The 25,910-nt window shown below is 71.3% G+C and carries 26 protein-coding genes; 12 read left to right on the top strand and 14 right to left on the bottom strand.

Features of this window, described 5'->3' with window-relative positions; genetic code table 11:
- Positions 1-143 precede the first annotated feature (143 nt).
- Entirely contained in the window at positions 144-821 is a 678-nt protein-coding gene (locus ACIA8L_RS51465) for a DUF6082 family protein (protein ID WP_395916864.1), read from the top strand.
- On the opposite strand, the gene ACIA8L_RS51460 is transcribed toward ACIA8L_RS51465, so the two are convergent.
- From ACIA8L_RS51460 to ACIA8L_RS51450, 3 genes are all read right to left on the bottom strand, one after another.
- On the bottom strand, positions 818-1,036 hold the full coding sequence (locus tag ACIA8L_RS51460) for a hypothetical protein (protein ID WP_395916863.1): 219 nt from the start codon (positions 1,034-1,036) through the stop codon (positions 818-820). The genes ACIA8L_RS51465 and ACIA8L_RS51460 overlap by 4 nt on opposite strands.
- A 165-nt stretch (positions 1,037-1,201) precedes the next feature.
- Positions 1,202-2,182, bottom strand: a complete 981-nt coding sequence (locus ACIA8L_RS51455) for a glycerophosphodiester phosphodiesterase family protein (RefSeq protein WP_395916861.1) — start codon at positions 2,180-2,182, stop codon at positions 1,202-1,204.
- Between the two features lie 65 nt (positions 2,183-2,247).
- On the bottom strand, positions 2,248-2,877 hold the full coding sequence (locus ACIA8L_RS51450) for a response regulator (protein WP_395916860.1): 630 nt from the start codon (positions 2,875-2,877) through the stop codon (positions 2,248-2,250).
- Between the two features lie 25 nt (positions 2,878-2,902).
- Between ACIA8L_RS51450 and ACIA8L_RS51445 the strand changes: the two genes are divergently transcribed.
- Complete coding sequence (locus tag ACIA8L_RS51445; RefSeq protein ID WP_395916858.1) at positions 2,903-4,024, top strand: sensor histidine kinase; 1,122 nt, start codon at positions 2,903-2,905, stop codon at positions 4,022-4,024.
- Here the strand turns inward: ACIA8L_RS51445 and ACIA8L_RS51440 are convergent.
- From ACIA8L_RS51440 to ACIA8L_RS51410, 7 genes are all read right to left on the bottom strand, one after another.
- Positions 3,913-4,716, bottom strand: a complete 804-nt coding sequence (locus ACIA8L_RS51440) for a PIG-L family deacetylase (protein ID WP_395916856.1) — start codon at positions 4,714-4,716, stop codon at positions 3,913-3,915. The two genes, ACIA8L_RS51445 and ACIA8L_RS51440, sit on opposite strands and share 112 nt — an antisense overlap.
- Positions 4,709-5,782, bottom strand: coding sequence for a glycosyltransferase (locus tag ACIA8L_RS51435; protein ID WP_395916854.1), 1,074 nt, complete (start codon positions 5,780-5,782; stop codon positions 4,709-4,711). Before ACIA8L_RS51435 ends, ACIA8L_RS51440 begins: the two co-directional genes overlap by 8 nt.
- A complete protein-coding gene (locus ACIA8L_RS51430; RefSeq protein WP_395916852.1) occupies positions 5,773-6,780 on the bottom strand; it encodes a YbhN family protein in 1,008 nt (335 codons plus the stop codon). Before ACIA8L_RS51430 ends, ACIA8L_RS51435 begins: the two co-directional genes overlap by 10 nt.
- A 72-nt stretch (positions 6,781-6,852) precedes the next feature.
- Positions 6,853-7,854 (bottom strand): LacI family DNA-binding transcriptional regulator, encoded by a 1,002-nt coding sequence (locus tag ACIA8L_RS51425; RefSeq protein ID WP_395916850.1) that lies wholly within the window; start codon positions 7,852-7,854, stop codon positions 6,853-6,855.
- A 249-nt stretch (positions 7,855-8,103) separates the two neighbouring features.
- The gene (locus ACIA8L_RS51420) at positions 8,104-8,337 is read right to left on the bottom strand and encodes a hypothetical protein (protein ID WP_395916848.1); all 234 of its coding nucleotides are present in this window, start codon (positions 8,335-8,337) and stop codon (positions 8,104-8,106) included.
- Positions 8,338-8,419: 82 nt separating this feature from the next.
- Positions 8,420-9,193 carry an SDR family NAD(P)-dependent oxidoreductase gene (locus tag ACIA8L_RS51415; RefSeq protein ID WP_395916847.1) on the bottom strand — a complete coding sequence of 258 codons (774 nt, stop codon included), beginning with the start codon at positions 9,191-9,193 and terminating at the stop codon, positions 8,420-8,422.
- Between the two features lie 39 nt (positions 9,194-9,232).
- Entirely contained in the window at positions 9,233-11,821 is a 2,589-nt protein-coding gene (locus ACIA8L_RS51410) for a CDP-glycerol glycerophosphotransferase family protein (RefSeq protein ID WP_395916845.1), read from the bottom strand.
- A 326-nt stretch (positions 11,822-12,147) separates the two neighbouring features.
- On the opposite strand from ACIA8L_RS51410, the gene ACIA8L_RS51405 reads away from it, so the two are divergent.
- From ACIA8L_RS51405 to ACIA8L_RS51380, 6 genes are all read left to right on the top strand, one after another.
- Complete coding sequence (locus ACIA8L_RS51405) at positions 12,148-13,098, top strand: NAD-dependent epimerase/dehydratase family protein (protein ID WP_395916840.1); 951 nt, start codon at positions 12,148-12,150, stop codon at positions 13,096-13,098.
- Between the two features lie 459 nt (positions 13,099-13,557).
- Positions 13,558-14,430 (top strand): glycosyltransferase family 2 protein, encoded by an 873-nt coding sequence (locus tag ACIA8L_RS51400; protein WP_395916838.1) that lies wholly within the window; start codon positions 13,558-13,560, stop codon positions 14,428-14,430.
- The gene (locus ACIA8L_RS51395; RefSeq protein ID WP_395916836.1) at positions 14,427-15,767 is read left to right on the top strand and encodes a glycosyltransferase family 2 protein; all 1,341 of its coding nucleotides are present in this window, start codon (positions 14,427-14,429) and stop codon (positions 15,765-15,767) included. The genes ACIA8L_RS51400 and ACIA8L_RS51395 overlap by 4 nt, the downstream gene beginning before the upstream one ends.
- An 88-nt stretch (positions 15,768-15,855) precedes the next feature.
- Positions 15,856-16,626, top strand: coding sequence for a polysaccharide deacetylase family protein (locus tag ACIA8L_RS51390; protein WP_395916834.1), 771 nt, complete (start codon positions 15,856-15,858; stop codon positions 16,624-16,626).
- Positions 16,623-16,973 (top strand): hypothetical protein, encoded by a 351-nt coding sequence (locus ACIA8L_RS51385; protein ID WP_395916832.1) that lies wholly within the window; start codon positions 16,623-16,625, stop codon positions 16,971-16,973. The genes ACIA8L_RS51390 and ACIA8L_RS51385 overlap by 4 nt, the downstream gene beginning before the upstream one ends.
- Complete coding sequence (locus ACIA8L_RS51380; protein WP_395916831.1) at positions 16,967-18,856, top strand: hypothetical protein; 1,890 nt, start codon at positions 16,967-16,969, stop codon at positions 18,854-18,856. Before ACIA8L_RS51385 ends, ACIA8L_RS51380 begins: the two co-directional genes overlap by 7 nt.
- On the opposite strand, the gene ACIA8L_RS51375 is transcribed toward ACIA8L_RS51380, so the two are convergent.
- Positions 18,840-20,075, bottom strand: coding sequence for a hypothetical protein (locus ACIA8L_RS51375; RefSeq protein WP_395916829.1), 1,236 nt, complete (start codon positions 20,073-20,075; stop codon positions 18,840-18,842). The genes ACIA8L_RS51380 and ACIA8L_RS51375 overlap by 17 nt on opposite strands.
- 268 nt (positions 20,076-20,343) lie before the next feature.
- On the opposite strand from ACIA8L_RS51375, the gene ACIA8L_RS51370 reads away from it, so the two are divergent.
- Positions 20,344-21,288 (top strand): glycosyltransferase family 2 protein, encoded by a 945-nt coding sequence (locus ACIA8L_RS51370; RefSeq protein ID WP_395916827.1) that lies wholly within the window; start codon positions 20,344-20,346, stop codon positions 21,286-21,288.
- On the opposite strand, the gene ACIA8L_RS51365 is transcribed toward ACIA8L_RS51370, so the two are convergent.
- The gene (locus ACIA8L_RS51365; protein ID WP_395916826.1) at positions 21,272-22,009 is read right to left on the bottom strand and encodes a methyltransferase domain-containing protein; all 738 of its coding nucleotides are present in this window, start codon (positions 22,007-22,009) and stop codon (positions 21,272-21,274) included. The two genes, ACIA8L_RS51370 and ACIA8L_RS51365, sit on opposite strands and share 17 nt — an antisense overlap.
- Before the next feature lie 275 nt (positions 22,010-22,284).
- Here ACIA8L_RS51365 and ACIA8L_RS51360 point away from each other — a divergent pair, with 275 nt between their 5' ends.
- Together ACIA8L_RS51360 and ACIA8L_RS51355 are read left to right on the top strand one after the other, a co-directional pair.
- On the top strand, positions 22,285-23,022 hold the full coding sequence (locus ACIA8L_RS51360; protein ID WP_395916825.1) for an NTP transferase domain-containing protein: 738 nt from the start codon (positions 22,285-22,287) through the stop codon (positions 23,020-23,022).
- A gap of 181 nt (positions 23,023-23,203) precedes the next feature.
- Complete coding sequence (locus tag ACIA8L_RS51355) at positions 23,204-23,368, top strand: hypothetical protein (RefSeq protein ID WP_395916824.1); 165 nt, start codon at positions 23,204-23,206, stop codon at positions 23,366-23,368.
- A gap of 12 nt (positions 23,369-23,380) precedes the next feature.
- Here the strand turns inward: ACIA8L_RS51355 and ACIA8L_RS51350 are convergent, their stop codons facing one another.
- Positions 23,381-24,685 carry a serine hydrolase domain-containing protein gene (locus tag ACIA8L_RS51350; RefSeq protein WP_395916823.1) on the bottom strand — a complete coding sequence of 435 codons (1,305 nt, stop codon included), beginning with the start codon at positions 24,683-24,685 and terminating at the stop codon, positions 23,381-23,383.
- Positions 24,686-24,859: 174 nt separating this feature from the next.
- Between ACIA8L_RS51350 and ACIA8L_RS51345 the strand changes: the two genes are divergently transcribed.
- Positions 24,860-25,555 carry a DUF6082 family protein gene (locus tag ACIA8L_RS51345; protein ID WP_395916821.1) on the top strand — a complete coding sequence of 232 codons (696 nt, stop codon included), beginning with the start codon at positions 24,860-24,862 and terminating at the stop codon, positions 25,553-25,555.
- Here ACIA8L_RS51345 and ACIA8L_RS51340 read toward each other — a convergent pair.
- Positions 25,460-25,696, bottom strand: a complete 237-nt coding sequence (locus ACIA8L_RS51340) for a DUF397 domain-containing protein (RefSeq protein WP_395916819.1) — start codon at positions 25,694-25,696, stop codon at positions 25,460-25,462. The two genes, ACIA8L_RS51345 and ACIA8L_RS51340, sit on opposite strands and share 96 nt — an antisense overlap.
- Positions 25,697-25,910 lie beyond the last annotated feature (214 nt).

Raw genomic sequence — 25,910 nt, 5'->3', positions numbered from 1 at the left:
GCGGCGGCCGTCACCATGCCCGCCGCCGCGCCGACCAGCACCACACCCAACCGGCCCATCGCCAGCCATCTACATCTCGAACCCGGGCTGGAGTATTAGGCAACGACACCCGCCTCCGTCGGGGAGCGCGTCGGGAGGTCTCCGTGTCGGCACCGCTCTATCGCGACGATCGGTCGGCGGACTCCCAGCGCACGCGCCGATGGGTTGTCATTGCGTCGATTTCGGCGTCCATGCTGTGCGTCGGCACGGCGTTGGCCGGTGTGGTCATTCAGGTTGTCGCGCCGTCGACCCTTCACGCGTGGGCGGACGTCGGTCAGGCATTCGGCATCTGGGCCGCGGTGGCGTCGACGGCGGGCTTCGCGCTGCTGGTGTTCACGGTGCTGGCGCAGCGCGAGGATCTCCGCACCCAGCAGGAGGACCTGCGCCGGCAGCGCACCGCGCTCACCCGGGTCGAGGAGCACCTTCGCTGCAACGCCGAGGTCGGCCTGTCGATGTTTCATCTCAACTTGCTGGAGATCGGCATCCGTCATCCACGACTGGCCTCGGTCTGGCCGTCCGGCGATATCAATGTATCCGAGGATCTGCGGGGCACGCAGATGTATTGCACGCTGATCCTCGAGGGCGTCTGGTTGAACATCCGCGCGGGCCGTTATGACAGCGAAGACGCCCGTGCCCAGCTCCGGTACTTCTTCACCAGCCCCGCTTTTCGCGAGTACTGGTCCGCGACCAAGACCAAACGTCTCATGGCGATCGCCGAAAACGGTCCGGAGGCCGCGTTTTTCCGCCTGGCCGAGGAGGTGTTCCGGGAGCCGACGTCCTAAGCCAGCAACGCGATGTCCGGCTTCGCGTCCAGGAATGTATTGCGATCCAGTACGACGAGCGTCTCGTTCGGGCCGATCGACGCGTCGGCCGGCAATTGCGCCCGAACGGTTTCGTCGGCGGCCGCCCCGATGACGGCGATGCGTCCATCCGACAATTCAAAAATATCCGGGCAATTGACGTCCGACGAGCATCGCAGGGCAGGAGAAACACCCAATCGCCTGGCTGTACGCAACGACCCTCCAGTGAACGCGAGACTCGCTCACTGTAGAGCACTGAAACTCGTTCGTGTGCTTGGGTTCGAAAAATAGAGCGCTTGTATGAACCAACCGGAACCCAGGCCAGATCCAGGAGCGTCGTCCCCTGGTGAGGCGGTTCGGATTCAGCGCAGGAGCGGGGCGATGACGTCGACGCGGTTGGTCCACACGGCGCCGGTCCAGTCGTCCGGCAAGGTGGCGGCGTCGGCGGGGGTGTCGTAGCCCGCGGACCAGCCGCCGACGTAGCGGACGATCACCACGCGGGTGTCGGCGGCGCGCATTCGGGACACGAAGCGGTTGGGCCAGCCCCAGAGCCACTGGCCGTACTGGGCCGGGATGATGAGTTCGCGGTGGCGGCAGGCTTCGGGGACGTGGCCGGTCCAGCCTTCGCCGAAGTACCGGAGCAGGCACCGTTTGATGATGGCCTTCGACGACGTGCGGACCGTGGGTAGGCGGTCGGCTACGGCCGCTACCGCCTTGTCACCGCCGGTCACCGTGACGGTCTTGAGGCGGTCCGGGGGCAGGGTCCGCAGGAACGCGACCACCGCCTCGCCCTCGGCGGCGGCGTCGTGTTTGAGGTCCAGTTTCAGTTCGCGGCCGGGCAGGGCGGCGAACACCTCGGGGACGGTGGGGAGCAGGCCGACGCCGTGGCCGCGCAGCGGGTAGGTCGCCCCGCCGTCCGCGGTGTAGCCGTAGCCGACGTCGAGTTTGCGCAGCTCATCGAGGGTGTGTTCGGCTATGGTGCCGGTGCCGTCGGTGCGGCAGTCCAAGGTGGCGTCGTGGAAGACGGCGAGCTGGCCGTCCTTGGTGAGCTGCACGTCGATCTCGGCGGCGTCGGCGCCGGCGGCGAACGCGGCCCGCAGCGACGGGAGCGTGTTCTCCAGGTACCGGACCTGCGGCGGGTGGATCCGGGTCGCGGTGCACGTGTCGGCGGTGACGCCGGTCAGGTCGAACGTCTGGGCCAGGCCGCGGTGGGCGAGCAGGAACGGCCGCTGCCCGGGTTCGGGCCCGGCGAGGGTGGAACTGTTGCCCAGGTACAGCGCCAGCCCGCCCAGCACGATGACCGCGAGCGTGATGACGAAGCCGCGTCGCCTGAAGATCCGCACCGGGGCAGCCTTCCAGGGCGACCGAGGCGCGCGGAACGGCCCAAGGACGCAGCCGGGTTCGTACCTTAGTCCGGGTCCGGCAAGCCGCGGGCGAGCAGCGCGGCCTGGGTGCGGCTGGCCACGTCCAGCTTGGCCAGGACATTGCTGACGTGCGTTTTGACCGTGCGCTCGGCCACGGCCAGGGTCCGGGCGATCTCGCGGTTGCTCAGGCCCTCGCCCAGCAGGCGCAGGACGTCGCGCTCCCGGGTGGTGAGCGCTCGCAGGTCCGGGCCGGTCGGCGGGGCCGATTCGCGGGGCCAGAGCAGTTCGGCGGCGGAGGCGCTCAGGGGGCGCAGCCCGGCGTGCGTGCCGCGGACGGCGGCGGCCAGTTCGGCGCCGGTGGCGTCCTTCAGGACGAAGCCGTCCGCGCCGGCCGCGAGCGCCCGCTGCACGTCGGCCGCGCTGCCGACCGTGGTGAGCATCAGGACCCGGCCGGTGTAGTGCCTGGTCCGCAGCTCGCGCAGGACCGCGACCCCGTCGGCGCCGGGCAGGTACAGGTCCAGCAGAATGACGTCGGCGTCTACGGGGGCGGCCGCCAGCAGCGCCGCCCCGTCGCTGAACTCGGCGGTCACGTCGATGTCCGGTTCGCTGCCGAGGATCAGGCTCAGCCCCTCCCGCACCAGGGCCTGGTCGTCGACGATCGCCAGCCGGATCACCACCCGATCGTATGCGGAGGTGCGAGTGCGCAGGCACTGGCGGCCGGCCCTGGACACCGCGCTCTACGCGCTGGTGGCCGTGCTCTTCGCGTTCTCGGGGACGGCGATCTCGATGCCCCTGGCGGTCGGGCAGCTCGTGCCGCTGCTCATCCGGCGGCGGTACCCCGGCATCGCACTGGGTGCCATTGCTCTTGCGACAGCCGCGCATTCGCTGCTGGGCATGGCTCGGGCGGTCGGGTACCTGCCGGTCGCCCTCGCCGTCTTCGGTGCCGCCACCCATCGATCGCCGTGGGTGCGGTGGGGCCTGTGCGGCGGTGCCGTCGTCCTGGTCACGGTGACCGGCGCGATCCGGCACGGACCGGTCGAGGGCGGCCTGCTGGCCGCCGTGGCGCTGACCGTCACCTGGCTCGCGGGGGCCGAGCGCGGGCAGCTCCTGCGGGAACGGGCGGTGATCGCGCAGCTACGCCTCGAGCGGCACCTGGCCGATCAGGCCGCCGCCGCCGCCGACTCCCGGGAACGGCTGGCCCGCCGCCTGCACGACAGCCTGGCCCACACCATGACGGTGATGCTCGTGCAGGGAGAGGCGCTGCGTACGACGGCGCAGTTGACTGCCAAAGACGAAGAGCGTTTGGCATTGGTACTGCGTGCAGGCCGCACCGCCCTCGCCGAAGTGCGCCTGGCCCTGGCGGAGGAGTCCCAGCGCGACGCCTCCGTGACGCTGGACGCCCGCCTCGCCGCCCTGCGTGAGGCCGGCCTGGACGCCGAACCGGTCGAAGGCCTGGACACGCTGCCACCGGCCGCTCGCGCAGTGGCGTATCGGCTGGTCGGGGAGGCGGCGACCAACGCATTGCGCCACGACGGACCGGGCGCCCGGCTCACCGCCGAGCTGGTGCCGGACGAGTCGACCGCGACCCTGCGGCTGACCAGCACGTCGAAGGCCGCACCGGCGCACCGCCGCCCGGCCGGCCCGGATGCGGGCGGGTTCGGGCTGAGCAGCCTGGCCGAGGACGTGCGGGCGATCGGCGGCCGCCTGAGCTACGGGGCGTCCGACGACGGCTGGACGGTCGTCGCGCGCTTCCCGGTGCCCGGCGGCTCGACGAACCACTCGCGACCGCAGACGGCCCGGAACAGCGGGCCCGGCAGGTGAGACAGCAGGGCCAGGGTGCGCACGCCGGAGCCGCCCTCGGCCTGGGAGGCGTGTGCGCGCATGGCGGCCCGTTTCTGCGCGGCGAACGGCCGCACGTCCACCACGTGGGTGATGTCGCGGCGGGCGGTGAACACCCGGGTCGGGTCGCCGAACGGCAGCGACGGCAGCAGGCGGCCGGCCAGGCGCAGCACGGCGAGGACCGCGCGCAGCCGCGAACGGTCGACGGTCGCCTCCAGCAGGGGTGTGCCGGTGAGCTCGGCCGCGGCCCGGGCCACCCGGTGGACCTGGAGATGGTCCGGGTGGCCGTAGCCACCGTTGGCGTCGTAGCCGGTCAGGACGTCGGCCCGCTCCGCGCGGAGAATCGCGGCCAGGCGGGTCGCCGCCTCCGCCACCGGTACCGAGGAGAAGCCGCCGGTCGCGTTCAGGCCCGAGTCGGCGTAACCGAGCGTCTCCACCCGGGCACAGCCGAGCGCTTCGGCGGCGGCCAGTAACTCCGCGTGGCGCCGGGAGCCGAGGTCGGACGCACCGTCGGCGAGTCCGGACTCACCGAGCGTGGCGGTGACGAGGACGACGCGGTGGCCCTCGGCGGCCGCCCGGGCCAGGGTGCCGCCGGTCAGCAGGGTCTCGTCGTCGGGGTGCGCGTGGAAGGCGACGAGCGTGGACGGAGCATGACCCAGCAGTGACTCAAGCATGCGCGAAGGCGCGGGCGTACAGGGCGTCCGCCGCGTCCAGCACCGTCTCCCACCGCACGCACGGCGCGACCGCACGGTTGTGCGAGGCGACACTCGCGGCTCGGGACGGGTCGTCCAGTACCGATGCGAGGGTTGTCAGAAGCTCGTCGTCGGACCGCACGAGCCAGCCCTCGACGCCGTGCCGGATGAAGTCGGCCACGCCGCTGCCGGCCCGGGCCACGACCGGCAGGCCGGCACTGCGGGCCTCCAGCGCGGCGATCCCGAACGACTCGCGCGGGGCCGGGGCGATGTAGACGTCCGCGGACGCCAGCAGCGCCCGGATCGCGGTCCGGTCGAGGGCCCCGGTGAACGTGATCTCCGGGGTGGCCGAGCGCTGCAGCCCGGCCAGCAGCGGGCCGGCGCCGACGAGCACGGCCCGGAACCGGCCCGGGTACTGCTCCCGCAGCGCCAACAGCGTGCGCAGCAGCGCCTTCGGGCGCTTGCGGCGGACCATCCGCATGACGCTGATGAACGTCGGCACCGTCGAGGCGGTGCGGGGCAGCAGCCAGGCGGCCGGGTCGATGCCGTTGGGGAGCACGGAGACCGGGGTGCCGTCGAGGGCCGTCTCCACCGCCGCCGCGGCCGCGCTCGACACGGCCGCCCACTGCACGGGCCAGCTCGCGGCGTCCTGCCAGCGGGCGAAGCGGCGGACCAGCGGCAGGATGTCGTGCCACATCGAGTGCACGGACACGACCGTCGGCAGGCCGGTGGAGGCCGAGGCCCGGGCCGCGGTCCAGGCCAGGGGCGAGAACGCGGAGACGTGGGCGTGCACGGCGTCGATGCGGTGATACCGCAGCAGGTCGCCGAGCGCGGGGCCGCCGAGCTTGCGATACGGCCCCGCGCCGAAACCGGAGACGCGCACCACCGGTATGCCGTCGGTCGCGGCGTCCGGCCAGGAGGGGGCCGTGGTCGTCAGGACCATCGTCTCGTGCTTCCCGGCGTGCTGCCGGGTGGCCAGGTCGTGCACCTGGAGCTCGACGCCACCCAGGCGGGGCAGGTAGACGTCGGTGACGTGGGCTATGCGCATTGGGCGGGGGGTCTCCTGAAGAGCAGCCACAGGGCAGTGGCCATGGCACCGACGGGGATTTCGGCGGCGAAGACGAACGCGCGGTACAGCAGGACGCCCGCCAGCGCACCGGTGGGATCGGCGCCCAGGGCGATGAGGACCGCGATGGTGCCCGCCTCGACGACACCCGCGCCGCCGGGGGTGATGGCGGCGAGGGTCAGGAGGCGCTCAGCGACCAGGCCGGCGAGGATGATCGGCCACGGGAGGTACACATGAATAGCAACGAAACTGAGCCACAAGAGGGCACCCTGGAGCACCCAGTAGCCAATCATGCCCCAGCTCAGCTCCCGCCACCGGCGCCGGACCAGGCTGTCGGTGCCGTCCAGCAGCGCGGTCGTCGCGGCCGTCCAGCCGGGCTCCGCCTTCGGCCGGATGCGCACCCATACACGTTCGGACCAGGCGACCACGTGCAGGAGCGGAGCGGCCCGGCCGAGCATGGCGGCGGTGACGAGGACGCCCGACACGAAGCAGGCGACGGCGCACAGGAGCCACAGCAGCGTGTGACCGCCTGGGGTCAGGTCGGCCACAGCGAGTACCCCCAATGTCACCAATGGCATGAAAAGCTTGGCGATGAGGTCCGCCGCCTTGGAGACGACGACGAAGCGGGCGAACTCCAGGCCCGTGTGCCCCCAGCCGCGCACCATGCCCAGGTTGAGGGCGGTGCCGGCGACCCCGCCCAGCGGCAGGACGTTCGACACGGCACTGCCGGACAGGTTGAGCGTCAACGCGCGGCGGTGGCTGAGCCCCGGCAGGGAAGCGGTCAACACGGCCGTGTGCACCACGAGGCCCAGCAGCCAGACGACGCCCAGCAGCAGCGGCCAGCGCCAGCCGAGATGGGCGATCATGCCCCAGGCCTGCGACCACGATGCACCGACCGCGCGCAGGTGGACGGCCGACCAGATCACCAGCGCGAGCGCGGCGACCAGTAACACAGCGCGTCGCGGCGCTTTCACCGCCATGCATTCCTCCCCCGTGCGACCTTAGTCGAGTCGCTCAAGGTCGCAGAAGGAAGCTGAAGAAACGCTGAACGACTAGATTCTGACAGGCGCGGCCGTGCTTTCGCGCACAATCAGCTCCGTTGCCAATTCAATGCGTGGCGATTCGATCCGCTCTCCGTGAACGATTCGCAACAGTGTGCGCGCGGCGGCGACGCCCATCTCGTGCAGCGGCTGGCGGACGGTGGTCAGCGGGGGAGCGGTCCACTCGGCGAAGTTGAGGTCGTCGAAGCCGACGACACTCACATCACCGGGAATCGTCAGACCGGCCCGGCGGACCGCTTCGTAGACCCCGGTCGCCTGCTGATCGCTGCCCGCGAACACCGCGGTCGGCGGGTCGGGCAGCGCCAGCAGCGACTCGGCCGCGCGCAACCCGCCGTCGTGCCGGAAGTTGCCGTACTGCACCAGCTCCCGATCGACCGGCAGCCCGGCCGATTCGAGGGCCGCGCGATACCCGGCGATCCGCGCCCGGGTGCACTGGAACTGCTCGAACCCGCCGATCGCGGCGATGCGCCGATGCCCGAGCGCGGCCAGGTGCTCGGCCGCCGCGTAGCCGCCCGCGAAGTTGGTCGCCCCGATCGACGGTATGCCCGGCGGCGGCTGATTCACCGCGTCGACGATGACGAACGGCAGATTGCGCCGGCGCAGGTCGTCGTGCTGGCGCTCGGCCAGTTCACTGAGCACCAGGATGGCCCCCTCGGACCCGCGGGCCAGCAACGACTCGACCCACCTGCGGGTCAGGGACTGCCGATTGTGTACCGCGGACACGACGAGTCCGAGCCCCGCCTCTTCCACGACCTCCTCGACGCCGGTCAGGATCGACAGCCCCCACACGCTGTCGAGCTCGTTGATGACCAGATCGACCAGCTCGGTGCGCCGCCGCCGCCCACTGCGCGCCGCCCGCGGCCGCTGGTAGCCCCGCTCGGCCAGCAGCCGCTCCACGACCTGCCGGGTCTTCACCGAAACATCCGTGTGTCCATTGAGGACTTTCGAAACAGTCGAGACCGCCACCCGCGCCTCACGCGCGATCTCAGCCATCGTGGGCCTGCCGTTTGCCGTCATGACCTCACCCAGAAGTTTCGAAAACGATCGGCGGGCGTACGTGCCGGTTGCCTTGTGATCGGCACCGTACACCCCACACCGTCCTTTCGAAATGTTTCCGGGAAAGGGCAGTGTTTCTCAAAGGCGGGGGAGGGCTTCGCCTCCACCCGCACCCCCTCCCGATCTGCGCCGCCCGCTCGGGCCGCGTGGGGCTGAGGTCAGAACCCATCTACCGGTGCGTCTTCCTCAGCGGGCTTGGCGGCTCTGCTCTACAAGCTCGACTCTGGGCACTGTGTTGTGGGGGAGGCTCGCGTAGTCCCAGGTCACGATGACGTCGAGCTCGCCACCCATGGCCCGGTTCATCAGCTCTTGCAGCAGCACACCGTCGGGGTCGTGCACGGTGTCTACGGTGTCGTAGCCGTGCTGGTCGGCGTGGGCGGCACACTGGTCGAAGAACGTCATCGCGCGCAGGTAGATCACAGCCCGCAGGGGAGGCAGGTTGGCGTCCATGCCGTGTGTATCGGAGCCGCCCTCAGGTTCGTAACACTTCGTGTTTAACCGTTCAGGGGAGAATCGCGTCGACGTAGCCGCCGTCCACCCGCACCGCACCGCCGGTGGTGGCCGAGGCGAGCGGCGAGCTCAGGTACACCACCATGTTCGCGATCTCCTCCGGCTCGATCAGCCGCTGCAGCAGCGACTGCGGCCGGTGGGTGCGCATGAACTCGCGCTGCGCCTCGTCCCAGGGCAGGCTCCGGTCGACCAGTTGGTAGACGAACTCCTCCACCCCGCCGGTGTGCGTCGGCCCCGCGATCACCGAGTTGACGGTCACCCCGCTGCCGGCCGCGGTCTTGGCGAAACCACGGGAAACCCCAAGCAGCGCCGTTTTCGAAACCCCGTAGTGAATCATCTCGGCCGGGATGACGACGGCGGAGTCACTGGCGATGTACTGCACCCGCCCCCAGCCCCGCGACATCATCCCCGGCAGGTAGGCCCGGGTGAGCCGCACCCCGGCGAGCACATTGGTCTCGAAGTACTGCCGCCACTCGCCGTCGGTGATCTCGAGCGGCTCCCGGCTGCCGAAGATCCCGAGGTTGTTGATGAGGATGTCGACGTCGGGCAGGCGCTCCAGCACCTGCCGGGCCCCCTCCTCGGTGGCCACGTCCCCGGGCGCGGCGATGAGGTCCCGGTCCCCGATGGCCGCCCGGACGGACTCCTCGCTGCGCCCGTTGACCGCCACCCGCGCCCCAGCCTGTGCCAGCCCGGCCGCGATAGCCGCCCCGATCCCACGCGTAGCCCCGGTGGCCAGCGCCGTCAGCCCACTCAAGTCGATCCGCATTGCCCCAATCGTGCCACCGCGCAGGCCAGCGCGCCGGTCCTACGGCCGGTGCCGACCGGCCAACGCCGCCTTGAGATGCTCGGCGATCCTCGCCGACGCGCCCGACACATTGTCCGCCCACAGCATGCTGCGGACCTGCGGCATCCGGCGGTCCGGCGGCGCGTCAAGGTCGATTTCGGCGATCGCCCGATACAGGTCGGCGGGCTCGTTGACCAGCCGGCCCGGCATGGCCTCGGCCGGTGAGAAGTACGAGCCGCGCGACGCCAGGTACTCGTCCAGGTCGGGCACGTAATACACGATCGGCCGCTCCAGCAGCATGAAGTCGAAGGCGACCGAGCTGTAGTCGGTGATCAGGACGTGACACAGCGGCAGGAATGCGTTGATGTCGTCCGCCGGCTCGAGGGTCGCGATGCCGGCGGTGTGCAGCTCCGCCGCCGCCGGCGCGTTGAGGGTGTTGCCGTGCGGCTTGAACAGCAGGGTGCCGCCGCGCCCGGCGACGACCTCGGCCAGGCGGCGTAGCGAGAGCCCCGTCCCCTCCCGCAGGAAGTCGCCGTGGTTGTCGCGCCACGTCGGGAAGTAGCCCACGACCAGCGGGGCGCCGGACAGCCGTCGCCACAGCGCGCGGTCGGACAGCAGCGGCAGCATGCCACCCGGGTCCGGCGGTGCCCGGAAGTGGTCGGTGCGCGGATAGCCGGCGGCCACGCAGCGGTCGCGGGGGATCGCGAACGCGGAGGTGAAGCACCGCTCGGACACGGTTGCCGAGGTGGACAGCAGCAGATCCGGGACGTGGTGCTCATCGGCGTAGGCGTAGTGCTCGAGCCGGGCCGCCACGCCGCGCCGCCGGGTGGCGACGGACGTGATGTCGCGCTCGATCCGCTTGAACGGTATGCCGTGCCACAGATTGAAGGTCAGGGCGCCGTCGTAGAGCCAGCGGTTGATGTCGTTGGGGTAGCTGCTGTACACGTACGCGCCGGCTCGCAGGCACATCGCGATGCCCCGGCGGGACCAGCGCAGCTCCGCGCGGTATCCGGCCTCGCGCAGCCGGTCCCGGACCGCGCGTGACGGTGTGATCCACACGGTTCGGTGCCCCGCGAAGTGCTCCTGCGCCGCCAGGAAGAGATAGGCCGGGTTGTCGCCGAAGCGGCCCAGAGGCGCCCCGAACACGATGGTCCGCGGGTCGCGAGGCCAATGCCGGGCGAGCAGCCCGACCGCGACCCGGGCGGGCAGCTGCGCGAGGCGCACCGCCGTGCGGACCCGGTGCAGCCGGCCGAGGCGAGGCAGCAGCGAGGTCGTCAGCCGGTCGAGCAGGGCGGCGCGCGCACCACCGCCCCGGCGCACCGCGCGGACCAGCACCGGTGTCATGACGACCGCCTCGACGAGCAGAACAGCGCCCTGGAGCAGCGCGATCTGCGTCGGGCCGCCGACGACGGCGCCGGCGGTGACGGCGACGAGCTCGGCGACGGCGGCGACACTGCAGACCAGCCCGGCCCGGCTGACCCGGCCCTCGACGCGCAGGACGGCGGCGTAGTGCTGCTTCACCACCTGGGTGGGGTAGGCCAGGGCGAGCACGACCAGGCAGCCGGTGCCGGCGACGGCGTAGTGGGCCCCGAACAGCCGCATGAGCTGATGCCCGAAGACGACGACCGGCGCGACCACCACGACGCCGATGGCGGCGCTGGCGCCCAGGGTCAGGCGAGCCTTGCGGGCCAGGCTGGCGCGGTCTCCGGCGGCGACCGCGAACAGGGTCGTGGCCAGGTGCGTCGGGATGGCGTACAGGAAGCTGGCGATCATCCACGCGGCGTAGAAGGCGGCGGTGACGGCGCTCGGCAGGAACCCTCCGACGACGACGGGCACGGCCATCCGGGGTATCGACAGCGACAGGTTGAGGGTGTTGTGGTGCACGGTCACCCAACCCAGGCCGGACAGCGCCGAGCGGCGCGGGCGGCGCATGGCCAGCAGTCCGCGGCGGTGCAGGCCCGGTGCGATCAGCACCATCGACACGGCCATACCGGCGACCCAGGTGGCGACGATGACCCAGTCGAAGCCGCCGACGACGGCGACGAGCGGGATGAACAGGATCTTGGCCAAGGAGAACCAGGTGTTGCGCCACAGCTGGACCTGTGCGATACCGAGGCCGACGGAGGCCTGGTCGAAGACGAAGCCGATCGCGCTGAGCACGACGCCGGCGGTGAAGAGCGTGACGGTGAGCCACGAGCCCAGCGCCCCGCCGAGCTCGGGGCTCACCAGCCGGCTGCCGCCCACGAACACCAGCGCCAGCAGGCAGGACAGCGCACTCGACACGAGCAGGCTGGCCGGGATCAGATCGGCGGCCCGGCGCGGTTCGGCGGCGAGCTCGCCGATGAGCATCGTGCCGAACCCGAACATGCCGATCGTCCCGAGCAGGGTGAGCGCGGACACGAGGGCCGAGGCCACGCCGACGGCCTCGGGTGGCGCCGCCCGCGCGAGCAGCGACCAGTAGGCGAAGCCGAGGACCGACGTGACGGCTGTCGATCCGAACAGGGCGCCCGAACTCAGTACGACGTCCCGGTGGGGAATGCGCGGCCACCGGCGCGACGGCGCGGGAACGACCGGACGGGCTTCCGCAATCGTCCCGGACTCCTTGGTCAACATTGGACGGTGAAGAGCCTTTCGATGATCCGGCGAGAAAAATGCGTGGGCATTGAGCCCACGCAATCATTGGACCAACTCTATCGACGGCCGTGGCGGCGTCGTCAAGGAAATCGGCGGCACCGGGCGGACCTTCCGCAGCGACATTCGGACTACCCCGAAAGAGAACGTCGTCGGCGAATTTCCCGGAACGGCTCCACCGTTTCGGCAGAAGGCGGCGGGGTCGCGAAAAGTTCCCCCCAATGGGTGTTTGCGTCGATCCGCGATTCCCTGACTCTTGGGGGCTGGGCGGTCCAACCGCGAACGGGTGTTCGAGAGGAAGCTGAGTGAAAGTACTGGTCACCGGTGGAGCGGGCTTCATCGGCACACACGTCTGCCGGGAGCTGCTCGAACGAGGGGCCGAGGTGGTGGTCTTCGACGACCTGTCGACCGGCCGGGAGGCGAACCTCGGGAACCTGCCCGTGGACCTGCGGCGCGGCTGTGTGACCGACGCCGGGGCGGTCAAGACCGCGGCGGCCGGCGCGGACGCCGTCGTGCATCTCGCGGCGGTCGCCTCCGTGCCGCTCTCGCTGCAGATGCCGGCCCGGACCCACGACGTGAACGTCACCGGCACGCTGCACGTCCTCGAGGCGGCGCGGGCCGTCGACGCGCACGTCGTGCTGGCCTCGTCGGCGGCCGTCTACGGCGACGGCTGCGCCGGCACGACCGGCGAGTCCGCCCCGCTGGCGCCGGTCTCGCCGTATGCGACGAGCAAACTGGCGGCCGAGGCGTATGTCACCAGCTGGCAACGCTCCTTCGGCATGGCCACGCTCGCGCTGCGGTTCTTCAACGTCTTCGGCCCGCTCCAGCGCCCGGGCGACGCCTACGCCGCGGTGGTGCCGGCCTTCGTCGACGCCGCACTGGCCGGCCGGCCACTGCAGATCCTCGGCGACGGCCGGCAGACGCGCGACTTCGTTCCGGTCTCCACGGTGGCGGCGCTGGTCGGCGACGCGGTGCTCCGGCGAGTCAGTCACCCGACGCCGGTCAACCTGGCGCTGGGGTCGGCGACCAGCGTGCTGGAGCTGGTCGACCACCTGGAGCAGGTACTGCGGCGGCCGTTGCCGCGCAGCCACCGGCCGTCCCGGGCCGGCGACGTGCACCACTCGCGCGGCGACAACGCCTTGCTCCGCCGGCTCTTCCCGGACCTGGCGCCCACCGTACTGGTCGACGCGCTCCGCGAGACGGTCGCGTGGTGGCAGGGTGGCCGGGCACCTCGGATCAGCCGGTCGGCCGCCTGAGCCGGTCCACGGCCCGCCGCCAGAGGCTCAGGATGCCCCGGCGCGGCCGGAATCGAGCGCACTCGCAGGCCGCGCAGTCGCTGCCGGCGCGGTAATGATCATGCGCCGATCGTGGATGTCCGCATGCACACTCGCCCATCGAACGGCAATTATGCCTGACCTTTACGCCCGTCTCGGCGGCGCCGCGCCGCAGGCCTCGGAGTCCGACGTCTGATCAGCAGGGCCGGCCCGACACCCGGCGGAAGCCGGCGGCCGATAGGACGAACCCGCAAGACGGGGAATGCGGTGAGCCGGAGATTTTCGGCGGATCTGGCTTTCGCCGCCCCGAACCGGCTGTTAACAATGACGGCGAGCACCACGAATCCACGCCATTTCAATGGCTCTCGGCATTCTCGCCGGCGAATCAATGCGATAGGAGCACGGTTAATGCGACGAGGCTTGCGGCGACGGTCACACCAGATGGAGCGGCCCGTCGAACGGCAGTCGGCGCGTCGGCACCCGACCGTGACCGTCGTGATTCCGGCGCTCAATGAAGCGAAGAATCTTCCGCATGTGCTGACCGACATGCCGCCCGTCGACGAGGTCGTTCTCGTCGACGGCGGATCGACGGACGACACGGTGGAGGTCGCCCGGCGGCTGTGCCCGAGCATCCGGATCGTCCAGCAGACCCGGCGCGGGAAAGGCAACGCGCTGGCGTGCGGGTTCGCCGCCGCGACCGGGGACATCATCGTGATGATCGACGCTGACGGCTCCACCGATCCGGGCGAGATCCCGAGGTTCACCGCCGCCCTGCGGGCCGGGGCCGACTTCGCGAAGGGTTCTCGCTTCGCCCCGGGGGCCGGCAGCAGCGACATCACCCGGCTCCGCCGCTTCGGCAACCGCTGCCTCAACCAGCTGGTCAACGTGCTGTTCGGCACGTCGTTCACGGACCTCTGCTACGGGTACAACGCCTTCTGGGCCGACTGCCTGCCGATCTTCCGGCTCGACGCGACGACCGCGGCGCGGGCCGACGGCCGCAAGCTGTGGGGCGACGGCTTCGAGATCGAGACGATGCTCAACCTCCGGGCGGCCCGCGCGCAACTGCGAGTGTCCGAGGTGCCCAGCTTCGAGCATCGCCGGATCCACGGGGCCAGCAACCTCAACGCCGCGACCGACGGCCTGCGCGTGCTGCGCACGATCGCGCACGAGTGGCCCCAGCGCCGCGGCGCGGTCGAGCGCTCCGGCCGGACACCCGATGTGACCGTGCCCGGCCAGAGCGGCCCGAGCGACGGCCAAGCGGGCCGAGCCGCCGCGGACGTCGAGGTCGTCGGCGGCAAGGTGGCGGGCCGGTGAGCCTCACCCTCCAGCGCGAGCAGCCCGTCACCACGCCGCCCGAGGCCGGCTACCGGCCGGGTGCAGTCGTGGACATCGATGTCGCCGCGGGCATCGCCGACATCCCGGCCGTCGACGGCCAAGGCGTGCGCCGCGACCGGGCCTGGGTCCTCATCCGCGTGTTCGGCGAGCCCCTCGGCCATCTCGAACTGCCCATCTCCGGCGACGTCCTGGCCGCGGAGCGGATCGCGGCGGCGGCGGACGCGGCGTTCGGCGGGCTGATCCGTGATCGCGTCGAGGCTGCGGGCGGCACGCTCGCAGGAGTCCCGACGGAGGGTGTCGTCGTCCCGCAAGTACCCCGCCACCTGGCCGAGCGCGAGGAGGCACTGCTCGGCGCGCCTTCGATCGCCGTCGTCGTGGCGACGCGGAACCGGCCCGCCACGCTCGCCCGATCGCTGCGGGCGCTGCTGGGCCAGCAGTACCCCCGCTTCCGGGTCATCGTCGTGGACAACGCCCCGACCGACGACCTCACCCGGGCGTGCGTCGCTGCGCTCGCCGACGAGCGCCTCACCTACATCATGGAACGCCGTCCGGGACTGTCGTGGGCCCGCAACTGCGGCATCCGCGCGGCCGGCGAGGACGTCGTGGCGTTCCTCGACGACGACGAACTTCCGGACGAGCACTGGCTGGCCGAGATCGCCCGCGGATTCTGGCGCCATCCGCAGGCCGATGTGGTCACCGGCGTCATCGTGCCGGCCGAGCTCGACACCTATCCGCAGGACCTGTTCGAGCGGCTCGGCGGGCACAGCAAGGGGCGGGGTTTCCGGCCGGCCGTCTTCTCGCCCGAGACCGCCGCGCAGCAGAGCCCGCTGTACCCATTGCCGCCCTTCGGCGCCGGCGGCAACATGGCGATCCGCCGCTCGTGCTTCGCCGGGCCCGAGGCCTTCGACGTCGCGCTCGGCGCGGGCACGCCCGCCTGCGGCGCCGAGGACACCCAGATGCTGACGCGCATCCTGCTCGCCGGCGGCACGATCGTCTATCAGCCCTCGGCGCTGGTCTGGCACTCGCACCACCGGACGATGGCCGCGCTGGAGACGGTGATGCGTGGCTACGGAACCGGTCTGACCGCCTACTACACGAGCCTGCTGCTCGACCGGCCGGGCCGGATCGTCCAGCTGGCCCGGCTGGTGCCTTCCGCACTGCGCGACCTCGCCGGCCGCGACGCCCGCAGCCTGGGAGCCGGCGGCGACACCGTCCCGCGCCCGCTGACCGCCGCGAACCGCCGCGGCCTGCTGACCGGCCCGTACCGCTACCTCCGCAGCCGCGCGAAGGCACGAGCTCTGCGAAAGCAGGTCTGACGACGCGATGCATCATCCGCCGTGTGTTCCCATCCTGATGTATCACAGCATCGGTCCGGCGACGGGAGGCGGCTTCGGCCGATACACCGTGACCCCGGACCGGTTCGCCGAACATGTCGATGCCCTGCGCGACGCGGGCTGGCGCACGGTGACGGTGACGGAAGCGGTGGACCACCTGGCGGCGCGCGGCGTTCCGCCGTCGAAGCTGGTCGCGCTGACCTTCGACGACGGGTTCGCCGACTTCGCCGACCGCGCCCTGCCCGTCCTGCACGCGCGGCGGGCCGCGGCCACGCTCTACGTGCCGACGGCCTACGTCGGGCGGGCGGCGGCCTGGCTCGACGCGCCGGACGCGCACCGCCCGATCCTCAGCTGGGCGGCGCTCGCCGACGTGCACGCGACCGGCGTCGAGATCGGCTCCCACGGCCACGACCACGTACCGCTCGACCTGGCCGGCTGGGCCGCCGGTGTCGAGGACATGGTCCGCAGCCGCGTCCTGCTCGAGGAGCGGCTCGCCACCCCGGTCACGTCCGTCGCCTACCCCTACGGCTACCAGGGACAGCGGGCCCGGCGGGCCGCGGTCGCGGCCGGCTTCCAGTCGGCGTGCGCCGTCATCGGCCTGCCGGCCACGAACCGCGACCACCGCTTCGCACTGCCTCGACTCGCCGCCCAGCAGCACCTGGACGGCGCCCGGCTGGTGCGCCTGGTCGAGCGCCGCTACGCCGCCGCGGAGCGGATGTGGCGGCTGGGCAAGCAGACCGTCTGGGGCATCGCCCGCCGCGCCCGCCTGGTCGGTCCGCGGCCGGCCTCGAACGCTCCGCTCGAGCACCCGGTGCCGTACCGCGGCGGAGCGGGCCGATGACGAGCGCGCCCCGTGCCCTGTGTGCGGCCGCGATGACCTGCAGCGCGTTGGCCGCGGCCGGGCTGCTCGCGCCGGCGCCGGCACCGCTGCGGGCCGCGGTGACGCTGGTGTTCTGCTGCTGGGTGCCCGGCGTGACGTTCTTCGCCGTGCTGCGGGCCTGGCAGCTCGCCCGCTCGCCGGCGGCGACCATCGCCTTCAGCCTCTCCGCCGTCATCGCACTGTCGCAGGTGTCGCTCGCGCTCGGCGTCTGGCGGCCGGCGGTCTGCACCGGCGCCTTCGCCGCCGCCTGCTGCGCACTGCTGGCGATGCCCGTCTTCGTACCCCGGCTGGCGGGCGCCCGGTGGTGAGACTCGACGACGACTCGACCGTCTACCTGCCGATCGGCGCGCTGACGGGGCAACCGCGGCGGCTGGAGTACAAGCAGCGGCGCCTGGTCCGGGACAAAGGGCTCCTGTCGGGCTGGACGGCCGCCGGCTGGCTCGGCATCGCCGCCGGGCTCGCGCTGTGGCTGGTCGCGCTGCCCGATACCGACCTCGGCCGCATCAACGGCTACGGGCTGGTACCCGCCCTGCCGGGCCTGTGGTACGCCGCGCTCGGCGTGCTGATCGTCGTGGCCGGTGCCACCGCGCTCGCCTGTCCCGCGCGCAGTGCCCTCACTGGCTCGGCCGCCATCGCCGTCATCGCGGTCCTGCACGCGACGCCGGCGCTGCTGTACGACGGGCCGCGCTACACGTGGACCTACAAGCACATCGGTGTCACACAGACGATCCTGGAGCGGCATGACCTCCCGCGGGCGGCCGACATCTACTTCGACTGGCCCGGCTTCTTCACCGCGGCGGGCTGGATCTCCGACGCCACGGGCATCCCGGTGGCCGACCTGGCGACGTGGTCGCCGCCGTTCTTCAATCTGTGCTTCGCCGCCGCCGTGTCCTTCGTCGCGCAGGGCCTCACCAAGGACCTGCGCATCGTCCGGCTGACCGTCCTGCTGTTCGTGCTCACGAACTGGGTCGGCCAGGACTACTTCGCGCCGCAGGCCTACGCGTTCACCGCGACGCTCGTGCTGACGGGTGTCCTGTTGCGGACCACGCCGCTGGCCGAGCGGCGGACGGCGACCGACCTCGGCGTCGCCCGCATCCGCCGCCTCATCGCGGGCCGCGCCGGCGTCGACCCGGCCGGCATCTACGGCATGTTCTCCGCCATCGACCTGGGCACCGCGGCCCGCACGGCCACGGTCCTGCTGCTGTGGGTCGCCATCGTCACCAGCCATCAGCTGTCACCGATCTTCGCGCTGCTGACGGTCGTGGCGATCGGCGCGGCCCGCGGGCGCATCCGGTGGGGGCTGCTCGCATCGATGGTGGCCATCGAGGCGGCGTGGGTCGTGTACGGGTACCCGTACCTGAGCCATCACGGCTTCTCGCTCTTCGACTTCGACCCGTTGCACCGCTCGGGGCCGTCCGGCATCGACGACAACCCCGTCATGCCGGGCGTTCACGTCCGCGCGGCGGCCGTCTACCTGCTGTACTTCGGGATGTTCGCCCTCGGTGTGACGGGTGGCCTGCTGCGGGTCCGGCGAGGACGGATCGACATGGCGCCCGTGCTCGTCGCCGTCTCCCCGATCACGATGCTGGTCATGCAGAACTACGGCGGCGAGGGGCAGCTGCGCATCTACCTGTTCGCTTTGCCGTACCTGGCGTTCCTGGTCGCCTGGCTGTTCGTCACCGTCGGCGAGCGCCGGCTGCGCGGTGTGCGGGTCCAGGCCGTGGTGGCGGCCACGCTGGCCTGCGCCCTGGTCGCGCCGTTCCTGCTGGCGTACTACGGCCAGGAGAAGATCAACCGGGTGACGGGCGAGGACGTGGCGGCGGTGCGCTGGTTCTACGACCACGCGACGCCGGGGGAGTGGCTGTGCTTCGCCGCGCCCAGCCTGCCGAGCCGCGTCACCGGCAACTACGTCGACTTTCCGGTGCGCAGCGACACCGATCCGAACCTGCTGTCGTCGGAGGAGTTCAAGAAGGACCCGTCCGTCGAGAACGTCCTGCGCTTCCTCGACGGTGTCGACGGTGACCCGTACCTCGTGTTCACCCACAGCCAGCAGGACTACCTGGAGCTCTTCGGCATCATGCCGCCGGCGACGTATCAGGACCTGCGCCGGCGGCTCGACGAGTCGCCGCGCCTGCGCCGCGTCTACCGCACCGACCAGACCTCGATCTGGCAGCTCATCCGCACGTCGTGAGGGCGGCCGGCACGGTCGGGCCGGCCCGTTCCGTGGCGTCGAGCGAGAAGCCGACGTTCGCGGCCGCGCTGACCGCGTAGCGGTTGCAGCTGTGGCGGGCCGGCGCTCCGGAGGCGCTCACGACGGCCGGGGTCGCCACCGTGTTGCCCTCGAAGCGCAGGTTGCGCACGTCGCCACTGAGCACCGGCGGGTCGGAGGCCAGGGTGTTGGTGATGGTGGTGCGGGTGATGACCAGGTCGGTGACCGGAATCGCGAAGCGGTTGCCGACGTGCACCACGACGCCGCCGTGCGCGGCCCGGAAGTCGTTGTCGCGCAGCGTGATGCGCCGGGCCGAGGCCGTGCGCGAGTCGCCGCCGATCTCGAGGACACCGTCGGTCTCTTCGCCGGTGGCGTGGTGGATGACCAGGTCGTCGCCGTGATTCCAGATGTCGGCGAAGCCGCCGTCGTGGCCGTAGTCGTGGCTGGGCGCCCGGCAGCGGGTGCAGCTGCTCCAGCCGATCTGCGCGTCGTCGGCCTGGACGATGAAGCCGGTCGCGCCGTAGTCGTCGTCGCCGCCCACCGTGTTCACGACCATCTGCAGATCGTGGGCCTTGACCCGGCTCACGCGGGCACCGGCGCCCCGGATGAGCACGCCGATGCCGACGTGGTCGACCTCGGCGTCGCTGACGGCGCCGCGCCGGCCCTCGATCGTGATGCCGGCCCCGGCCGCGCCGGTCACCCGGAGGTTGCGGGCGACCTGGTAGTCGCCGGCCATCAACAGTCCGCTGCGGGCGGTGTCCGACGTGGCGGCCTGGAGCACCGGGGCCGGCCCGGTGCCGTAGGCGTCGAGGACGATCGGCGCGGCCGCGGTTCCGTTGCCGCGCACGGCGATGGGGCCCGCCCAGGTGCAGCCGCGGGCGAGCAGGACGGCGTCGCCCGGGCGCAGCGGTGCGGCCGTGGCGGCGGTGACCGTGCGCAGCGGCGCCTCGCGCGTGCCGGCGCTACGGTCGTTGCCGGCGGCGCAGTCGACGTACCTGACCCGGGGGGACGGCGTGGTCTCCGGACTGCCTGGAGGGCTCGACGCGGCTACGGCGGCGGTGGCGGACGCGCTGGGCCGGGCCGCCCGGGCCGAGGCGGCCTGGTCGCTGTGCCGCGGGCTCGGCGGGCTGTCGCGCGAGGCCACGGCGAGCGCGGCCGACCCCACCACCACGATCCCGACGAGGGCCAGCATCCGACGCATCACGTCCAACCGTAGCGGGCCGCGCGTCGCCGCCGGGCCGCAACGGCGAACAAGCAATGCCTTCTCCGGCCGGCGAATCATCGTCTGGCACCGATGCCACCGGCCGGCCGGCGCGCGCCGGGGCGGTGGTTCAGCCATCCGGGTTCGCCCGGCCGGGTCCGGCGAGTTCGCGATCGGGCGATGTTGCCGCCGGGCCACCCAGCGGCCCCGGAACCGTCAGTACGCTACGGCGGCATTCCTTCCCGCCGCCGGAGAGAGGCTGAGATCCATGCCCGACCGCGGATCTACCGTCGCGGATACGCCCGACGTCACCGTCGCGCTCGCCTGCCACACCGAGCGCCGGTGGGCGAGCATCTGCGCGGCCATCCGCTCGATCGGCACGCAGACGCTGCGGCCGCGGCAGGTCGTCGTCGCCGTCGACCACAACGGCGACCTGGCTGCGGCGCTGCGGGGGGAGTTCCCGGAGGCGGTCGTCGTCGAGAACACCGGCCCGCAGCGGGGCGCGTCGAGCACCCGCAACGCCGCCGTCGCGGCCGTCACCACGCCGGTCGTCGCCTTCCTGGACGACGACGAGGTGGCGGACCCCGCGTGGCTGGCCCGGCTCATGGGCCCGCTGGATGATCCGGCCGTCGTCGGCACCGGCGGCCGCTACAGGCCGCGGTGGCCGCGCCGTCAGCCCTGGTGGTTTCCGGCGGAGTTCGGCTGGGTGGTCGGGGCGCACTACCGCGGCATGCCGGTCGTGACGACGCCGGTGCGCAACGTGTGGGCGGGCAGTATGGCCGTGCGGGTCGAGGCCTTCCGCAGCGTCGACGGCTTCCGCGTCGACTTCGGCAAGGTCGGCAACCGCTCCCAGCCCGAGGACACCGACCTGTGCGTGCGCGTCGCCCGCCGGACCGGGGGCCGCTGGATGTACGTCCCGGACGCGATCGTGGATCATGAGGTGCCCCCGTCGCGAGCGACGCTGCGTTTCTTCCTGCGCCGCTGCTTCTCCGAGGGCGCCGGCAAGGTCGCCATGCGCGGCAGCCTGGACACGTCCCAGACGGGCGTGCTCGGCGCGGAGATGTCCTACATCCGCCGGGTGGTGCCGCTCGCCTTCCTCCGCGACCTCGCGACCGGCCGCCTGGGGCGGGCCGGAGTGATCGCGCTCGGGGTACTGGCGTCGGGGCTCGGCGCGACGGCCGCGTGGCTGCGCCCGGTCAGGCCGGCTCAATAACAGCTCCGGCGATGACCGGGTAGGCCTCGTCGTCCAGCGCCAGGCGGTGCCGGCCGACATCCTCGGCGGAGAGGCCGAGCATGAAGGCCGCCGCGGCGAGCGAGTTGCCGTGGCCGGCCACGGTGCCGCGGAGGCCGGCCAACTCGATGGTCCGGCGCAGGCCGGCCGGCGTCCAGCGCCACAGGTCGACGCTCGGCGCCTCGGGGTCGACGCGGCTGAGGCACGGCACCGTGACGACGGCCCGCCCGCCCGGCTTCAGGCTGCGCCCGACGTTGCGCAGGGCGGCCACCGGGTCCGTGTACTGCAACGTCTGGGTCAGCACCACGCAGTCGAAGGTGGCCGCCGGCAGCGACTCCGGCTCGTTGAGATCGGCGATCAGAGTCGCGCGGGTGTTGCTCTCGTCGATGTCGAGCACTGTCGTGTGCTCGACGGCGTCGATCTCGCCGGTGTATTGGGCCGACTGCACCTCCAGAGCCGATCCTTTGAGCCGGCCCCGGTTCGCGGCGATGAACCGCTCGATGTAGTAGCGGTCGACCGGGAGTCCCCGATCCCAGCCCCAGAACTCGCTGAACGGCGCGCGGGTATTGATGTTGCCCCACTGCACGCGTGAGCCGGGCAGGCCGCGCCGGGCGGCCTGGGCTGCCTGTTGCAGGCCGGTCCGGGCGGGCTCCGGCAGGTAGCGCCGGGCCAACCGACCGGCCGTGATGAACAGCATCGACATGGGAGCCCCTCGCGTTCGGCTGGTTTCCGCCACCCAACCAGCCGCGGCCGGTCGGGGCGAGCGCTGCCCGGCGACGCTATCCGATTCGGTGACAGCGCCACCCGATGGCGTTCGTCCGTTCGCCGCCGGGCGCCGTCGGACGTCGAGCGAGAGCCGTCGACCGGGCCGCCGTGCTCGCCGGATTCGGGGCGAGTTCAGCACGAGCATCCCTGGTTGTCCGCTTCGGGCCGGGAGAGCATTGTCGGGTTCGGAGATATTTGCGGAAGGACAACTAGATGAGCCCACTACATGTCGTGATCCTCGCCGCCGGGATGGGAACCCGGCTCGGACGGTCCGATCCGAAGCCGCTGACCCGCCTCGCCGACGGCCGCAGCATCATGGCGCAGCAGGTGGCCAACGTCCGGCACGTCTTCGGCCGGCGCGCCCGGATCATGACAGTAGTGGGGTACCGCAAAGAACAGGTCATGGCGGCGTTCCCGGACTTCGTGTTTCTCTACAACAAGCAGTTCGAGCGAACCAACACGTCCAAGAGCCTCCTGCTGGGCCTGCGCGCGGCGGCACCCAGCGGCGCGCTCTGGCTCAACGGCGACGTGGTGTTCGACGCCGACGTACTGCACCGGGCGGCGCCGCTGATCGACGCCGAGCAGTCGTTCCTGTGCGTCAACACGGCGTCCGTCGGCGAGGAGGAGATGAAGTACACGCTCGGCAAGGACGGCTGCGTCGCCGCGCTGTCCAAGCGCCTCGCCGGCGGTCTCGGCGAGGCGGTCGGCATCAACTACGTGTCCCGCCACCACATCTCGACCCTGGTCCGGCGGCTCGAGGAGTGCCGGCCACAGGACTACTTCGAGCGCGGCATCGAGCTCGCCGTCAAGCACGACAGCATCCGTTTCGCGGCGCTGGACGTGTCGGGCAGCTTCGCGGTCGAGGTCGACTTCCCGGAGGACCTGGAGCGCGTCAACACCGAGCGGCGCGACGGCCGGGCCCGCCCGCCGAACCTGCTCCACCGCCCGTAGCGAGCCGGCGATCGCACTGGGACCGTGTTGTACGCGGGCCTGCTCGCGATCACCTGGGACACCCCCGGCCCCGAGATCGTGCCCGCCGTGGCCGGCGGCTTCATCGTGCTCGTGCTTCGCGGGCGTGGGCCACGGACTTCCGGGCGGTCCTGGCGGCGCGGTCCGGTGCATCGGCCGGAGGATGCCGCTGCGCGAGGCGCTCGACGGCACGGACGTCTGGCCCGAGCTGCGGACGGCGATCGAGGCCACGTACGCGGAGCTGATGCCCGGCGCCACGCACGAGACCAGGCCGACCGGCGAGCAGGCGGCCCAGGCTCAGCAGTGGGGCGCGTGGTTCGAGAACTGACCGCGAGCCCGCTCAGGCCACCCTTCTGCACATGCGGCCGCCGGCGCTGCGGTGGGTGGGGTGGGCGTTGTTGTCGCCCAGGTAGGAGATCAGGTAGACGCGGTTGTGGCCGGTCAGGGAGTGCGGGGGCAGGCCGGCTGGGGCGAAGAGGTCCTGGGCTATGGGGGCGTATCGCTGTGGGGGCGCGGTGACGGTACCCCCGGCGAAGGCTTTGAAAATGGCTTCTTGGTCGGGGTCCGTGGGCTCGTAGGTGATGGTCTCTTCGAGTTGGTCGTCGACGACCCGGACGTCCACTCGGAGTTGTTGGGAGCGGTAGGTGCCGGCGTAGCGGGCCAGGTTGTTCACCGGTTCGGGGGTGAGCTGGGGGAACCGTACCTCCGTGTGCCGGCCCAGCAGCCACGGCAGGAGGTCGTTGTGCAGGGCGAAGGCCCTCGGGTCGTTGCCGTACGCGGTGAAGACCAGGTCCAGTTCCGGGGCTACCGCCAGCACCGCCACGCCGCCGGGGGAGGCGCCGGACATGGACAGGACGGTGACCGGGCCGAAGTCCTCCAGGAGCCAGCCCATGCCGATCGGTGGCACGTTGGGCACGCCCATGTCGTGGGTGACCTTGGCCATCGGGTTGTCCTGGCGGAGGTGGGAGCGGCCGAGTGTGAGGAGGTCCTCGACGGTGCCCATCGGGGTGGCGCCGGCGGCGGCCCAGGTGTCGGGGAGTTTGAACATGCTTGTGGGGCGGGCAGATCCGTCCTCGTTGGGGAAGTGGCCGATCGCGATGTCCGCGGCCGCGCCCCGCATGCCCAGCTTCGCGTAGATGTCGCGGCGCACGAGGTCCATGTAGGGCTCGCCGGTGACGGCCTCCAGGAGGTGGCCGGCGACGATCATGCCGCCGTTGGAGTAGCTGATGTACTGGCCGGGCTCGAACAGCGTGCCGCACTGGGTCGCCAGGCCCTCCAGGTAGTTCTGGCGCGGGAAGTACAGGTCGGCGTCGATCCCGCTGGTGTGGTTGAGCAGGTGGCGGACTTGGATCTTCTCGGCGGCGCCGGGCTCGTTGAGCTGGAACTGCGGCAGGTATCGCACCACGGGCGCGTCCAGGTCCAGACGGCCCTGCCCCACCTGCTCCAGGACCAGCATCGTGGTCATGATCTTGGTGATCGAGCCGAACAGGAATGCGGTGTCCGGTCGCATCTGGGCGCCGGTGGTCACGTTCGCGACGCCGTGGGCGGCGATCTCGGTCTCGCCGGCGTGGTAGACGCCGGCGACGAAACCCGGGACACCGGTGGCGTTGCAGAACTCGCTGATCTTCTGCTGCATCTCGCTCATGCGTCGATCGTCGAAGGTTGCCCCTGGGGCAAGGTCAAGCCCGGCGTCCCGGCCGGCGATAATTGCTGTCTCACCATCAGCTACATGGCATATTTCTGGTCAACGTGAATGAATCGTCATGCATTACTCGGCGTCGGCGATACTGCGAAGAGGTACCTTTCGCGAGGGGGCGCCATGACGGCGCGGAAGCCGGTGGATCTCGACGGGACGGTGCGCCTGCTGGCGAAGCTCTTGCTTCTGGCGACGCTCGCCACCGCAATCATTGCTGCCTTCAGCCTGGTTGCCTGGTCGCCGCTGCTCATCTATTCCCTATACGACGACGACCGCGACTGGGCGCGTCTCGGCGACATCGGTCAGGCATATGGTCAGGCATCGGCACTATTGTCGACCGCCGCGCTCATCGTGGTGTCAGCCTCGCTGGCTGTGCAGCGTAACAGCTTCCGGCGGGCGCTTCGTGATGATCACCGGCGGCGCAATCGCGAGACTGTGCTGCTCTCGATGCGCACGCCGGCATACTCGCAGTGCTGGGGATCCCGCTTCGCGCCCGCACACGTGGACGAGCGACTGTTCTACTTCGCAGGATTTGTTGTCCTGAATTGGGAGTTCGCGTGGGAAGATCGAGTCATCAATGAGCGTGAACTCCGAGTAAATCTACGATCTTACTTCGACTCCGAAGTGCCGCGAATGTATTGGGAGCGGTACGGCGACTGGCATGATCCGCAGCGCCGCTGGCCGCGACGCGATCGATTCCGGGCGATCGTGAATGAAGAGTACCTACGGGCGATCAAGAACGGACCGCCCGCCCGCTGCCACGAACCCATGACGGACGGCATGGCCGAGCGTCCCCTCTTTCACCGAGGTGACGAATGATCGCCAATCCGCAGCCGAAAACGCTACGACTGCGGCGGGAAGGTTTGAGCTCCGCACGCGGACCAAGGGGCCAATAAACGAAACTTCTACACAATTGTGCTCGCTGACGCATGCTCGATGCCATGAACGGTCCGGGCTCAAGGGGGTCCGTGCTCCTCAACGACGACAGACGTCCGGTAAGCTGTGCCAATCACAATACGTAACGGCGCGACTACGCGTAGTCCCAACCGCTAACAGCGGGCGCACTTTATCTGATGATCTCGAACGAACGCCAATTCGCCGGCCGTCGCACATGCTTCTGGACGGCGCTGGCCTCTTCGGCTGGGCCACGCTGAACCGGCCGATGTTCGATCAG

The organism is Dactylosporangium sp. NPDC051541, assembly GCF_044454505.1.
In the GTDB taxonomy this organism is placed as follows: Bacteria; Actinomycetota; Actinomycetes; order Mycobacteriales; family Micromonosporaceae; genus Dactylosporangium.
The sequence above is the reverse complement of the archived record's forward strand: the minus strand, read 5'-3'. Positions and strand labels throughout refer to the sequence as shown.